Raw genomic sequence first — 13,437 nt, 5'->3', positions numbered from 1 at the left:
GATTCGGATTCCGCAGCCGAATCCAGGAGATCCCTATGAAGCAACGCCGGAATATCCGCCGCGCGGCCATCGCCGCCTCAATCGGGTTGGCGGCCACCCTTGCGCCGCCCGCACTCGCAGACAACGGAACAAACACGGCCTCCCTGCGTGCTGCCGTGTCGGCAACGAACATCATGAAGCATCTCGCAGCGCTCCAGGCGGTCGCGGACGCCAACGCAGGCACCCGCGCTGCCAGCACCCCGGGCTATGAAGCCTCCGCCCAGTACGTCGAGGGCAAGTTACGTGCCGCCGGCTACACCCCGGTCCGCCAAACCTTTCCCTACGACCGCTACGACACCGTCTCGGCCTCCATGGGGCGGCTCTCGCCATCCCCAAGAAGCTACGCCTATGACGCCCCAGACGGCTTCCTCGATATGGCCTACTCCGGTTCCGGCAACGTCACGGCCCCACTGACCGCCGTCGACATCAACCTGGCCGGCGACAGGGCCTCCACAAGCGGCTGCGAGGCAGCTGACTTTGGCGGATTCACGGCGGGCAACATCGCCTTGATCCAGCGCGGCACTTGCACCTTCCGGATCAAGGCGGACAACGCAGCCGCGGCCGGGGCAGCCGGCGTCATCATCTTCAACCAGGGCAATGTCGACCCGGGGGACGAGCGCTTTGCCCTGTTCGGCGGCACGCTGGACGCGCCTCAGGCCGGTCTCCCGGTGGTCAGCACAAGCTTCGCCACCGGCGCCGAACTCGCCGGGCTGAGCAACGTCAGCATGCACCTCTCCGTGAATGCCACCGTCACCGCGCTGACGTCCTTCAACATCCTGGCCGATACCGGCGGACGCGCGGACCGCACCGTCCTGGTGGGGGCGCATCTGGATTCCGTGCCCGAGGGGCCCGGCATCAACGACAACGGCACCGGGACAGCCTCCATCCTCGAGACGGCGATCCAGCTGAAGGCGTCCGGCCAGACCCCCGTCAACAGGGTCCGCTTCGCCTTCTGGGGAGGAGAGGAACCAGGACTCATCGGCTCCGACTACTACGCATCCCAGCTGACGGCGAGCCAGGTCAAGACTCACGCGGTCAACCTCAACTTCGACATGGTCGGCTCGCCGAACTTTGTCCGGTACGTCTACGACGGCGACGGTTCCTCCTTCGGCACCAAGGGACCCAATGGCTCCGGGCTCGTCGAGAAGGTATTCGTGGACTACTTCAAATCCCAGAACCTGCCGACCGCGCCGACAGAGTTCGACGGGCGCTCGGACTACTCCGGGTTCATCACCAACGGGATTCCGGCGGGCGGCCTGTTCACCGGCGCGGAAGGCATCAAGACCGCGCAGGAGGCGGCGGTGTTCGGCGGGACAGCGAATGTGGCGCATGACGCCTGCTACCACCAGGCCTGCGACACTATCGGCAACGTCAACACCACGGTGCTGGAGCAAATGGCCGACGCGATCGCCCATTCCACACTGACCTTCGCCATGACCACCTCGGCGATCAATGGCACCTCCAAGGGCAACGGCGCGGGCGCCGTCGATCTCCAATTCAAGGGCAGCAAGCTGCTGAAATAAGAGCGGCACCGCCCAACCCGGACCGCTTCGCCGCTCTTCTGGCGGGGCGGCCCGCCGTTTGAGCGGGAGGATCAGGTTGGCATCGGGCCGGCCCTAGCCGAGCAAGCCGGGGACCAGCAACAAGGCCGTCGGAAGGGCCAGCAGCAGCGCACAGCATGCCAGGACGGCGGCGCGCAGCGGTTCCGACAGCGGCGGCCGGGGCGAGAGCAGACGGCTGACGCGGGACGCCGTCGTGCCGGCCGAGCCAGCACCCCCGGTGGCGCCGGGCTGGCTGGCGTCGACGTCGGACAGGCCGGGCTCGACGAACGCCAGGCGTGCCGCCGGAGTGGCCGGGGACCCGCTGGCCACAATGGCAATCGCCTTGATCAGGGTCGTCTTGCTCTCCGTCTTCAGCGCGACGTCGTCGGCAAGCATTTCGATCAGGGAGTTGACCGACTCCTGCGCCAGCCGCGTGGTGGGGAGCCACGGCAGAGCCTGGCGCCACGCGGCGAAGGCCCACAGCAGGAGGTGGTGGCGCTGGCTCAGGTGCGCGTTCTCGTGAATCAGCACGGCACGCAGCTCATCGGGCTCCAGGGCGGCCATGAGCCCGTCGGAGAGAACAGTCACGGACCGTGCGCCGCCGGGAAGGCAGTACGCCACGGGCGAGTCCACGTTGAGGACCATGGTTCCCGGGCCGTCGGAGGATGGTGAGGCGAGAAGGTCCAGCAGTTCGCGGTGGCGCCGGCGCTGGCGCTGGATCTTGTAGTAGGTCAGCAGCAGGGTGAAAACGAGGTGCGCCGTCAGCAGGGCCGCGGTTGAGAGCGCAAAGATGTGCCAGAAGCCCAGATCGGTGGTGGGGGCATTGTTGAAGGCCATCCCGGCCAGGGCCCGCAGACCGGAGAGCAGGTTATCCCCGACCGGCTCGAGCCCGTAGACCAGCATGGCGCCGATCATGGACAGGCCGCCGGCCAGGGCGATCGCCTGCCACAGCAGCATGGCCGTGAAGGGGGAGCGGGCCGGCCACTGGGCACGGGAGAGGAGGATAGGCACCGGCCACGCCAATGCTATCGCCAGGACCGCCAGAAAATATGAGGTCCAGAACATCGGGCGTTAGCTGCGGCCCAATAGCTTGCGCAGGGTTTCTGCTTCGTTGTCCGTGACGGAACCGATGAACCGGGCCAGGACGGCCTCGCGGTCCGGTGCGGAGCCGAGGACCTCGTGCATAAGCTCCGCAGTGTGGTCCGCGCGGCTGGAGACGGCCTGGTAGCGGTGGGGGCGGGTACCGCGTTCGCGTTCCACGAGGCCCTTCCGCTCGAGGCGCGAGAGTACGGTCAGCACCGTGGTGACCGCGAGGTCCTTGCCCACATGCCCGGCGGTGCCGTCCTGGGGGTGGGTGCTCTGCGCGAGAAGGTCCCGCAGCGTGTTGGCCGTCGCAGCTTCTTGGCCTGCCCAGAGCAGGTCCATCACGGCCCGTTCCAGTTCACCGAGACTTGCCATTGCGTACATCCTTCTATGACTGCCGCGCCGGCGTCGTGCTGGGAACATGCTGGTGCCTGCCGGTGCGGTGTATGTGAACACTTCAGTTACAAATTTACCGCGTTTTGCGCATTCTTTCTACATGAAGTAGAACACGGCCGTTCGGCGTGTCGGAGAGGCCGCCCCGAGGCCCCGGGGCGGGGGCTGTCCGGCCATTGCAGGCCGTGACGTGCCGTGGGAGTCTGAGTTACAGGCAAGCGCCGATGTGTTCTACACTCTGTAGAAGACGTATTTCTACGCCGCGTAGAAGTTGCTCGAACCTAGCCAAAAGTAGGGACTGCCTTGGACGCCTTGGAAATCGCACGCTGGCAATTCGGAATCACCACGGTCTACCACTTCATGATGGTGCCGCTCACGATCGGCCTCGGGCTGGTGGTGGCTGTGATCCAGACGCTCTGGTACCGCACTGGCAAGCCGGAATATCTGCGCATGACCAAGTTCTGGGGCAAGCTCTTCCTGATCAACTTCATCATGGGCGTCGCCACCGGAATCGTGCAGGAATTCCAGTTCGGCATGGCCTGGAGCGAGTACAGCCGCTTTGTCGGAGACGTGTTCGGCGCACCGCTGGCCATGGAAGCGCTCCTGGCCTTCTTCGTCGAGTCAACGTTCCTGGGCCTGTGGATCTTCGGCTGGAAACAACTCAAACCCGGCGTCCACCTGGCCTGCCTCTGGGTCGCCGTGATTGGCTCCGTGTTCTCGGCCTACTTCATCATCGTGGCCAACAGCTGGATGCAGCACCCCGTCGGCGTCGAAATGCTCAACGGCCGGCCCGTCATGACCGACGCGTGGGCCGTCTTCACCAACAACACCGCCCTCGTTGCCGTGCCGCACACCCTCTTCGGTGCCCTTGCCGTCGCCGGGGCCTTCCTCCTCGGCATCGCCTGGTACCACCTGTGGCGCCGCCGCCACGACGGCATCGACACGATCGGGGCCGACGGCAAGGTGATTCCCGGCGAAGCCGCCGGCATCCTCGGCCGGGACCGCAACGACCACACCGTCTGGATCCGCTCGCTGCGCATCGGCGCCGTCGTCGCCATGATTTCCTTCGCAGGCACCGCCGTCACCGGAGACCTGCAGGGCAAGCTCATGTTCGAGCAGCAGCCCATGAAGATGGCCGCCGCCGAGGCCGCCTGCCACGACGGTACCGGCTTCTCGGTCCTGAGCGTCGGCAACGTCGGCTCCAAGAACTGCAACGCCATCGTGGCCGTGATCGAGGTCCCCGGCATCCTGTCCTTCCTGGCCAAGGGCGACTTCACCACCGAGGTCAAGGGCGTCAACAGCCTGCTAGATGAGTACCAGTCCAAGTACGGCACCACAGTGCCGGACAACCCCATCTACGGGGACCGCGCCGGCCAGCAAATCCAATACGTGCCCGTCATGGAAGTCACCTACTGGGGCTTCCGGATGATGATCGGCTTCGGCGGCGTGGCCGCCCTCGCCGCCCTTCTGGCACTCTGGGCCACCCGCAAGGGCACCGTGCCGGCCTCCCGCGGACTCATGCGCCTGGCGGTGTTCGGCATCCTGGCACCGTTCGGTGCCAACGCCGCGGGCTGGATCTTCACCGAGATGGGCCGCCAGCCGTTCGTCGTCGCCCCGAACCCGGACACCAGCGGAATCGATCAGGTCTTCATGTTCACCGCCGCGGCCGTCTCACCGGGAGTCTCGGCCGGCGAGATCCTGACCTCCCTCGTGGTCCTGACCTCGATCTATGCGGTGCTGCTGGTGGTGGAGGTCAAGCTCCTGGTCAAGTACGTCCGCGGCGGCGTGGCCTCGGCCATGCCGGAACTCGTGCATGCCCCCGTTGACGAAAACGAAGACGGCACCCCCCGGGGCGGTCCGGGCAAACCCGACGGCGACGTCCTGGCTTTCGCCTACTAGCCGCCCGCCCAGCAACCCACCTATCCAGCAACCCCACACGGAAAAGCGCAGAGGATTCTCAGCATGGAACTGCTACCCACCATCTGGTTCGTCGCCATCGCGGTGCTGTGGACGGGCTATCTCTTTCTTGAGGGCTTCGACCTTGGCGTCGGGATGCTGATGAAGGTGTTCGCCCGGGACAACACGGAGCGCCGCGTCCTGATCAACACGATCGGCCCGGTCTGGGACGGCAACGAGGTCTGGCTCCTGACCGCCGGCGGCGCCACGTTCGCGGCCTTCCCGCTGTGGTACGCCTCGCTGTTCTCCGCGCTGTACCTGCCGCTGCTGCTGGTCCTCGTGGCGCTCATCTTCCGGGCAGTCGCATTCGAGTACCGCGGCAAGGTGGACAACCCCCGGTGGCGCGCCCGCTGGGACTGGGCCATCTCGGCAGGATCGTTCGTCGCGGCCTTCGGCGTCGGCGCGGCATTGGCCCTGACCACCACGGGTCTGCCGCTGGACGCCAACGGTGACCGCGAGGGCGGCCCGTTCGCCTGGTTCAGCGGCTACGCCGTCCTCGGCGGGTTCGCCGTCGTCGGGTTCTCCCTCCTGCACGGGCTCGGGTTCCTGGCGCTGAAGACCGACGGCGAAGTCCGCCACCGGGCGCGGGCGTGGTTCGTCCGGTTGCTGCCCGTGTTGTTGCTGCCCATCGCCGGCTGGGCCGTGAGCCTCCAGCTTCTCAGCGGCGAGGCCTGGACTATCGCCGCCGTCGTCGCCGCCGTTGTCGCTGCGTTCCTGGCGTGGAACTTCGCCCGCAAGGATGCCGAAGGCCGTGCCTTCATGTCGCTGGGGGCATTCCTCCTGCTCGGCAGCGCATCTATCTTCGGCGCAGCCTTTCCCGTGGTGCTGCCGTCCACCCTGAATCCCGCGTTCAACCTGACCGTCTCCAACGCCTCGTCCTCGGACTACACCCTGGGCCTGATGAGCATCGTGGCCTGCATCGGGCTGCCGCTGGTCCTGGCGTACCAGGCCTGGACGTACTGGGTGTTCCGGCGCAGGGTCAGCGCGGCGCACATTCCGGAGGCGCACAGCTTCCTTCCCGCGATCGCCGCCAAAGCGCTGGCACCGAAGGACTAACTCCCCGATGAGACCGTTCCCCGCCGGCCCTGCGACCCGTTCCGCGCTCTACCTGCTGGGCCTGCTGGCCGCCCTGAAGGCATTGTCCCTTGTGCTGATGGCTCAGGCTGTGGCATCGATGCTCGCCGGTCTCGCGGCGCATGACCCCACCTGGGCAGACCAGCTGGTTCTGGGTGTCGCCGGGGCCGTGTTGCGCTCACTGACCGTGTGGGCCCAGACGGTGGCCTCACGCCGTGCGGCGCTCGGGGTGAAGGAGGAGTTGCGCTCCCAGCTGCTGGAGCAGGCGCTCCGGAACGGGACGCGGTCGGCCGGCCCCGCCGACGGCGGCCTCGCAGTGCTGGCCACCCGGGGGCTGGATGCCCTGGATAACTACTACACGCAGTTCCTGCCCGCACTGGTGAACTGCGCGGCCATCCCGCTGTTGCTGGGGGCCCGCATCCTGTTTGCCGACTGGATCAGCGCGGTGGTGATCGTGCTGACGGTGCCGCTGGTGCCGCTGTTCATGGTGCTGATCGGGCGGTACACGGAGGAACGCGTCAGGCAAGCCCAGTCCGCACTGGCGCGGCTCTCCGGCCACATGCTCGAGCTCGCCAAAGGCCTGCCTGTCCTCGTGGGACTGGGCCGGGCCGCCGCCCAGCGCAAGGCACTGGAGGACATGTCCGAGGAGTATCGCTCCCGGACCATGGGGACTTTGCGCACGGCCTTCCTCTCCGCCCTGGCCCTCGAGCTGATCTCAACCATTTCCGTGGCAGTGGTCGCCGTGTTCATCGGCGTCCGCCTGGTTCACGGCGACATGGCGCTTGAGGCAGGGCTGCTGGCGCTCATCCTGGCTCCCGACTGCTACCTGCCGCTCCGGGAGCTTGGCACAGCACACCACGCCAGCGACGAAGGCCGGGCCGCGCTCGCCGAAACCACTGGCGTCCTCGCAGACCCCGGAGCGACACCGCTGACCCCGGAGCCGGCCGCCGAGCCCGCTGCTGGGCCGCCTGCCGTCACGGTGGACGGGCTGACCGTTCGATTCGGCGGACGCACGGACGCCGCCGTCGGACCACTGAGCTTCACCGCCCCAGCCGGCCGGATCACGGCACTCGACGGGGCCAGCGGTGCCGGCAAGAGCACTGTGCTCGGAGTCCTCGCGGGGACCATCGGGACGGGCACGGGAACCGTCGTGTCCGGACGCTTCGGAGGATTCACGACGGCGGATCTCGCCTGGGTGCCTCAACACCCCGTCATGGTGGCCTCCACAGTGCTGGACGAGATCCGCCTGTATCTCGGCGTTCCCACCTATGGACCCGACGCCGCCGCGGCCGACACTGCAGCCGGTGCGGACGGCGGGGCGGAAAACGATGCGGCCGCACAGCGGTGCCTCACCGCCGTGGGCGCAGAGCACCTGGCCGCCAAGAACCCCGCCGAGCTGAGCCCGGGGGAGCTGAGGCGCGTGGCGCTGGCCCGCGGGCTGGCACGGATCGAGGCCGGCGCCAGCGTACTGCTCCTGGATGAACCCACCGCCCATCTGGACCGGGAATCGGCCACATTGGTGAATCGGACCCTCGCCGGGCTCCGGGGAAAAGTCACCGTGCTGCTCGTAGCTCACGACCGGCAAACCCGGGAGCTTGCCGACACGCTCGTCGCGGTGGCTCCGCGCGCCGGCGGGCACCCTGGCATCGAACTTCCGGACGCCGTCACAGCTTTGTCGGCACCTGCCCGGGGTGATGCCGACGTGCAGGACGCGGCAATCCGGCCGGCTTCCGTCGCGGAGACAGCGACAGCGGCAGCGACGCCGGGTCCGAGCCAGACCCCGACCCCGACCCCGGCGTCGGGCCGTCCTGAGTCCGGCGCCGCGCCTGCCGTGGCCGCCGGCTCGGCGGGCTCAGTCACCTCCCAGCTGCGCCGCCTGCTGGCGCCGGTGGCGGGACGGTTTGCCGCCGCCGGAGTCGTAGGCACGCTGGCGGCCCTGTTCGCCGTCGCCCTCGCCGGGCTGTCCGGCTGGCTGATCATCCGCGCCAGCCAACAGCCGCCCATTCTGTACCTGCTCACCGCGATAGTCGGCGTGCGGTTCTTCGGTGTCGGCCGGGCGGGCCTGCGGTACGCCGAGCGTTTGCTGCTGCATGACGCCGTGTTCGCCGCCCTGACCCGGCTCCGGGGCCGGTTGTGGGAGTCGCTGAGCCGGCGGGCACTGTCTTTGCGCCGGCTCCTGCAGGGTGGCAACGTCCTGGGCACGGTGGTGGACGACGTCGACACTGTCCGCGAGCTGCTGCCCCGCGTGGTGCTGCCGCCCGTGACTGCCATTGCGGTCGCCGCGGCCGCAGTGTGCGGCATCGGGTTGCTGCTTCCCGCAGCGCTGCCCGCTGTGGCCGCGGCAGCGCTGCTGAGCATCGTCGTTGCCCCGGCACTGGCGTTGGCTGCCGACCGCATGTCTGCCGGCACCGAGCAAAGGCTCCGCTCGGGCGTGCTCCGTCACGTGGCCGCCGCCCTGGACGCGCGCGCAGAACTGAATGCGAACCGCGTGAGCGGACCCGTGCTTGGTGCGATAGGCAGGGCGGACCGGGCCGCGACCGCTGCCTCACAGCGGTCGGCGTGGGCGGAAGGGCTCGGCCAGGCCCTGACCGTCCTGGCCTGCACGTGTGCCGCCCTGGCCAGCGCCGTGCTGGCCGCCCCGCTCGCTTTGAGCGGCGCGGTCGAACCGGAGACGGTCGCCGTCGTCGTCCTCGTGCAGCTTGCCCTCGTGGACCCGTACGCGGCGATCACCACGGCAGTGCGGCAATACCCGGCGCTGCGTGCCGTGATGCGGCGGATCAGCGAGGCAGGCGTCCTGGAGCCTGGGGCGAATGGTGAGCCGTTGGACGACGACGCCGCTGCCGACGGACTTGTGCACGTGGCTTCGCGGCCCGGCGGCGGACCCGGAATCGAACTGGTGGACCTCGCTGCCGCGTGGCCAGGCGGCGGCAACGTCTATACCGGACTCACGGCCGAGGCGGGCCCCGGGCGCTGGCTGGCCGTCACCGGTGCCTCCGGCTCCGGCAAGTCGACCCTGCTGGCTGCGATCCTGGGTTTCCTGCCGGCGGCCCGAGGCCACCTGTACCTGAGCGGACGCGCAGCCTGGTGCCCGCAGGAGGCGCACTTGTTCGACTCGACCATCCGCGGCAACCTTCTCTTGGCGCGACCGGAGCCGGAGACCGCTCGCGCCGGCACGGGTAGTGCCACGCGTGCGGCCGGGGATGCGGCGCGGGCCGGAAAGGCTGCAGCGGCCGGAGGCGACGAACAGATGCGCGCCGCCCTCGACGCCGTCGGACTCGGTCCGGTCATGGCCCGGCTTGAGGACGGACTGGACACCCGGATCGGCCCGGGCGGGGCGTTTCTCAGCGGCGGGGAGCGTACGCGCCTGGCCGTTGCGCGCACGCTCATGACCGGGGCCGATGTCATCTTGCTCGATGAACCGACGGCGCACCTCGATGCCGAGTCAGGCAGGCTCATGCTCGCCGAACTGCGGGAGGGGCTGCGCGACCGGACCGTTGTCCTTGTCACCCACAACCCGAACGATATCGACGCCGCTGACACCAGACTTGACCTCGACGCCGCTGCTGCCGCGCCTGCCGCGGGCGACGGTCCGGCGGCTGCGGCCGTGCTGGCGCGGGGGTAGCCCGCCCATTAGCCTGTTGCCATGAACCAAAACGGCGCGCTCCCGTCCCGGCCCGCACTCGATCCGCGGCTGTCCTGGCGCGCGGCGGAGCACAGGGACCTGGACGCGTGGGCCGGGCTGATCGCCCGGACGGCCGCCGTCGAGCAGCCCGTCTGGTTTGAGCGCCGGGCGGACCTGGAACAGATCCTGGAGTCGACGAACAACCCTGTGGCGGTGAACACCATCCTCGGCTTCGATCCGGACGGTGTTGCCCGGGCGTACGGCCGGATCACCAAGAACCGCGATGGTGACAAGGCGAACGGCTCCGGCTGCGTTGACCCTGAGTGGCAGGGGAGCGGGGTCGGTACCGGGCTGCTGGGCTGGATGGAACAGCGGACCAGGGACCGCTTCGCCGAGGACGCAGGCGCGGCGGGGAATGCCGACGAGGCCGGGGACGCACGGGCCGCGGTCCTGCGCCCCAGGCTGCGGCTCTACATGGAGCAGCAGCACCAACACCAGGCCGCCTTGTTCGCCGGTTCAGGCTACGGCGTTGTCCGCTATTACAACGAGATGCACCGGCCGCTGAACCAGGCTGTGCCTGACGCCGGCCTGGACCCCGGGCTGGAGCTCGTGACGTTTGGACCGGAGTTGCATGAGCCGGTGCGGCTGGCGCACAACGCGGCATTTCGGGACCACTGGGGCAGCGAGCCGCGCGACGAGGAGGCCTGGGGCTTTGTGGTGAACGATCCGCAGGCCCGGCCGGACTTGAGCGGCGTCGTGCTGGACCGTTCCACCGGGACGGTGGCCGGCTACCAGCTGGCCACCCACGACGCAGAGGCCGCCCTGGCCCGGGGGTACCGCGAGGGGTACACGGAGCTCTTGGGAGTCCGGCGGGAATTCCGGGGCCGGGGCATCGCACAGGCGCTCCTGGCCGATGCCATGCGCCGCTTCACCGCCGCGGGGATGGACGTGGCCTCACTGGACGTTGATTCGGAGAACCCCACCGGAGCCCTCGCGCTCTACGTCAAGATGGGCTATGCGGCGGTCAACCGGAGCATGGCGTGGGACAAGGATCTGGAGCCGGCAGTGCCGTAGCTCTTCGCGCTAGCCGTCCACATCGTGGAGGTGATGGACGACGTCGTGCAGGAAGTACTGCGCGAAGGTCAGGACAGTGAACACCGAGCCGTTGCTCCGGGTCCCCTTGCGCCCCCAATCCTCCTCCGGGACCCGCGCGAAGGACGCGGCAATCTGCTCGCCCTCGGCGGTCAATTCAGCGCCGACTTCGGCTGGGTCGGCGTTGGCGTAGTCCTTCTCGATTGCCGTCGTGTCCTGGTCCCAGTCATCGAACCGGGCATCGTCCTCGGTCAGCATGAGCGACAGGCGGTGATCGAATAGCGTGAAGACGTCCCGGACGTGGCAGCCATACTCGAGGACGGACCACGTGGCCTCACTGGGGCGTTCCGCCGCGTCCGGCCGTCGGAGGGCCACCCGCCACCGCGGGAGCATGCTGGTGACCATCCCCGGCGCCGTGGCAGGGGTCGCAGCGGAGGCATCGAAACCGCACTCGGGGCAGGGCCGTGACAGGACCCAGGTCCAGTCCTTGGTATCCGGAATGATAGGCATTGAAGCAGTGTAGGTGCATTTGTTCCGCCGGGCATCCCGACCCGTTGCAAGAGTCGGTGCGGAATCCGGAGCCGTGGTGCAGGCGGTGGGAAGCTGAATCTGTCAGGACGACGCAGCGCAGTCTGTTCCGCCTACAATGTCGCACCCCTTTGGGATCGTTGAGTCATGGAAGCCGTCAGGGATTTCATTGCTTGCCAGGACGAGGGGCAGGACACGGACCGGGGCACGGACCCGGCGCCGCAGTCCGGTGTGGGCGGCGTTGACGGTGTGGACGGGGCCCTGGCAGCGTTGCAGACGGTGAGTGCGACGGCGGTGGAGGACGCGGGATCGTGGGGACTCCAGGAGGCCGCGGACTTCGCCGGACAGGTCGAGGAGCTCTCCCGCACCATGGAGTATCTGCAGCTCGTGGCGACCGCCGCAGTGGACCGGACCCGGAAGCAGTCCGCGGCCGCCGGGGTTGCCGCGGGGGCTGTCACCTCGTGGACCACGGGCTGGCGGGAGAGCCCCGGCGGCTGGGAGACCGGCGGATCCGGAGCCGCGGAGCCGCCCGGCACCACCGCCGCAGCAGGCGCGGACGCGTCCGCGACAGTAACCGCTGACGCGTCTTCCGTGCCGGCGTCAGTCGTGGATGACGGGTACCGGAACACCGTGGAGTTCCTGCGGGCGCGGCTGCGGATCGGCGCCGCGGAGGCGCGGCGCCGGCTCTCCCTCGCCGAGGCCGTGCTGCCCCGCCAAGGACTCGCCGGCCGGACCCTGCCACCCGTGCACCGGGAGCTCGGGGCCGCGGTCGCGGCCGGCGAGGTCGCGTCCCGGGCCGCGACGGTCATCGCCGTCGCGCTGGCGCGGGTCAGGCCCCTGTGCGCCGACGAGGCCGCTGCCCGGATGGAGCACGCCTTGACCCGCACGGCCGCCGAGAACGACGCCGACTTCCTCGTCCGCGTCACCCGCAGCTGGGCCGACGCGCTGGACCAGGACGGCGCCGAACCCTCCGAGGAACTGCTCCGCCAGCTCCAGGGCGCCTTCATCCGCCGCCGCCGCCACGGCCTGCACCACCTCGAGATCTTCGCGACCACCGACCAGTTCGAACACCTCCTCACCGTCATGAACACCGCCACCAACCCCCGCACGGGACCCGACACCCGTGAGGGCAGCGCCACGGGACCGGACGACGCAGAGGTCACGGATCCTGATGCCGGCACGGGAGAGGGCACGGCCGCAGTTTCGGCCGCCGGCATGGGCGTCGAAACCGACGCAACGGCAAGTCTCGACCTCCGCTCCCGGCCGCAGAAGCTCCTCGACGGTCTGGTCGGCGCGTGCAAGGCGGCGCTGGCAACCGGAGGGCTGCCCGCCGCCGGCGGACTCCGGCCGCAGGTCATGGCCACCATCGACTACCGCGACCTGCTCACCCGACTCGGCGAGACCACCGGCGCCACAGCAACCACCGGAAAGCCCGGGACGGGCACCGGGACGCTGCTGTTCACTGGGCCCGTCACCGCCGACACCATCCGCAAGATCGCCTGCGACGCCGACATCATCCCCGTGGTGCTGGGTGGGGATGGGCAGGTTTTGGATATCGGACGGGCCTCCCGTGTCTTTCCGCCCCATGTCCGCAAAGCACTCACCGCCCGGGACCGGGGCTGCGCCTTCCCGCAATGCACGATTCCGGCACCGTGGTGCGAGGCCCACCACATCACCTACTGGTCCCGCGGTGGCAGCACCGGCACGGACAACGGGACGCTGTTGTGCAGCCATCACCACCATCTGATCCACAAGGAACAATGGACCATCCAGATCCAGACCGGCATCCCGTGGTTCATCCCGCCACCCCACCTCGACCCCCGCCGGCAGCCCCGACGGAACCACTACTTCCGACCCACCGATCCAGTGACTGCCGCATGACGGGGCGTCTCGTGACGGGGCGCCGCGTGACCCGGCCCGGCGAATCATGCGGTCGCGGAACGGCCGAACGGGCCCGGACGGCAACGTGATCACGCTCAACGAATTCATCGGCTGAACATTCCCGCCAGCGGTCTGCCGCACCTCAGTCAGCGGTCCGACGTACGCCGGACAAACGTCCCGGCCACGCCGCTGGCGGCCGCGGAAGCGCGCTTTCAGTTTCTCAGGTAC

At 69.0% G+C, this 13,437-nt stretch carries 9 protein-coding genes; 6 read left to right on the top strand and 3 right to left on the bottom strand.

Annotated features, from left to right (window positions below; all coding sequences use genetic code 11):
* Positions 1-35 precede the first annotated feature (35 nt).
* Positions 36-1,562 (top strand): M20/M25/M40 family metallo-hydrolase, encoded by a 1,527-nt coding sequence (locus BLS42_RS13410; RefSeq protein WP_090581927.1) that lies wholly within the window; start codon positions 36-38, stop codon positions 1,560-1,562.
* Between the two features lie 93 nt (positions 1,563-1,655).
* On the opposite strand, the gene BLS42_RS13405 is transcribed toward BLS42_RS13410, so the two are convergent.
* Both BLS42_RS13405 and BLS42_RS13400 read right to left on the bottom strand, forming a co-directional pair.
* Positions 1,656-2,645, bottom strand: coding sequence for a M56 family metallopeptidase (locus BLS42_RS13405; RefSeq protein WP_090581925.1), 990 nt, complete (start codon positions 2,643-2,645; stop codon positions 1,656-1,658).
* Positions 2,646-2,651: 6 nt separating this feature from the next.
* Entirely contained in the window at positions 2,652-3,038 is a 387-nt protein-coding gene (locus tag BLS42_RS13400) for a BlaI/MecI/CopY family transcriptional regulator (RefSeq protein ID WP_090581923.1), read from the bottom strand.
* Positions 3,039-3,359: 321 nt separating this feature from the next.
* On the opposite strand from BLS42_RS13400, the gene BLS42_RS13395 reads away from it, so the two are divergent.
* From BLS42_RS13395 to BLS42_RS13380, 4 genes are all read left to right on the top strand, one after another.
* Complete coding sequence (locus BLS42_RS13395) at positions 3,360-4,955, top strand: cytochrome ubiquinol oxidase subunit I (RefSeq protein ID WP_090581921.1); 1,596 nt, start codon at positions 3,360-3,362, stop codon at positions 4,953-4,955.
* 63 nt (positions 4,956-5,018) lie between these two features.
* A complete protein-coding gene (cydB, locus tag BLS42_RS13390; RefSeq protein WP_090581919.1) occupies positions 5,019-6,068 on the top strand; it encodes a cytochrome d ubiquinol oxidase subunit II in 1,050 nt (349 codons plus the stop codon).
* A 7-nt stretch (positions 6,069-6,075) separates the two neighbouring features.
* Entirely contained in the window at positions 6,076-9,708 is a 3,633-nt protein-coding gene (gene cydD, locus BLS42_RS13385; protein WP_090581918.1) for a thiol reductant ABC exporter subunit CydD, read from the top strand.
* 21 nt (positions 9,709-9,729) lie between these two features.
* On the top strand, positions 9,730-10,782 hold the full coding sequence (locus tag BLS42_RS13380; RefSeq protein ID WP_090581916.1) for a GNAT family N-acetyltransferase: 1,053 nt from the start codon (positions 9,730-9,732) through the stop codon (positions 10,780-10,782).
* Positions 10,783-10,791: 9 nt separating this feature from the next.
* Here BLS42_RS13380 and BLS42_RS13375 read toward each other — a convergent pair whose 3' ends face one another.
* A complete protein-coding gene (locus BLS42_RS13375; protein ID WP_090581914.1) occupies positions 10,792-11,310 on the bottom strand; it encodes a DinB family protein in 519 nt (172 codons plus the stop codon).
* 165 nt (positions 11,311-11,475) lie between these two features.
* Here BLS42_RS13375 and BLS42_RS13370 point away from each other — a divergent pair, with 165 nt between their 5' ends.
* Positions 11,476-13,209 carry an HNH endonuclease signature motif containing protein gene (locus tag BLS42_RS13370; protein WP_090581912.1) on the top strand — a complete coding sequence of 578 codons (1,734 nt, stop codon included), beginning with the start codon at positions 11,476-11,478 and terminating at the stop codon, positions 13,207-13,209.
* The last annotated feature ends 228 nt before the right edge of the window (positions 13,210-13,437 follow it).

The organism is Arthrobacter sp. ov407 (assembly GCF_900102895.1).
Lineage (GTDB): Bacteria > Actinomycetota > Actinomycetes > Actinomycetales > Micrococcaceae > Arthrobacter.
Note: the sequence above shows the minus strand (reverse complement) of the source record. Positions and strands in the feature narration are given on the sequence as shown.

Excerpts from the sequence above, each read along its gene's own strand:
- BLS42_RS13410 (WP_090581927.1), top strand. The coding sequence starts at position 36 with ATGAAGCAACGCCGGAATATCCGCCGCGCGGCCATCGCCGCCTCAATC.
- BLS42_RS13405 (WP_090581925.1), bottom strand. The coding sequence starts at position 2,645 with ATGTTCTGGACCTCATATTTTCTGGCGGTCCTGGCGATAGCATTGGCG.
- BLS42_RS13400 (WP_090581923.1), bottom strand. The coding sequence starts at position 3,038 with ATGGCAAGTCTCGGTGAACTGGAACGGGCCGTGATGGACCTGCTCTGG.
- cydB (WP_090581919.1), top strand. The coding sequence starts at position 5,019 with ATGGAACTGCTACCCACCATCTGGTTCGTCGCCATCGCGGTGCTGTGG.
- cydD (WP_090581918.1), top strand. The coding sequence starts at position 6,076 with ATGAGACCGTTCCCCGCCGGCCCTGCGACCCGTTCCGCGCTCTACCTG.
- BLS42_RS13380 (WP_090581916.1), top strand. The coding sequence starts at position 9,730 with ATGAACCAAAACGGCGCGCTCCCGTCCCGGCCCGCACTCGATCCGCGG.
- BLS42_RS13375 (WP_090581914.1), bottom strand. The coding sequence starts at position 11,310 with ATGCCTATCATTCCGGATACCAAGGACTGGACCTGGGTCCTGTCACGG.
- BLS42_RS13370 (WP_090581912.1), top strand. The coding sequence starts at position 11,476 with ATGGAAGCCGTCAGGGATTTCATTGCTTGCCAGGACGAGGGGCAGGAC.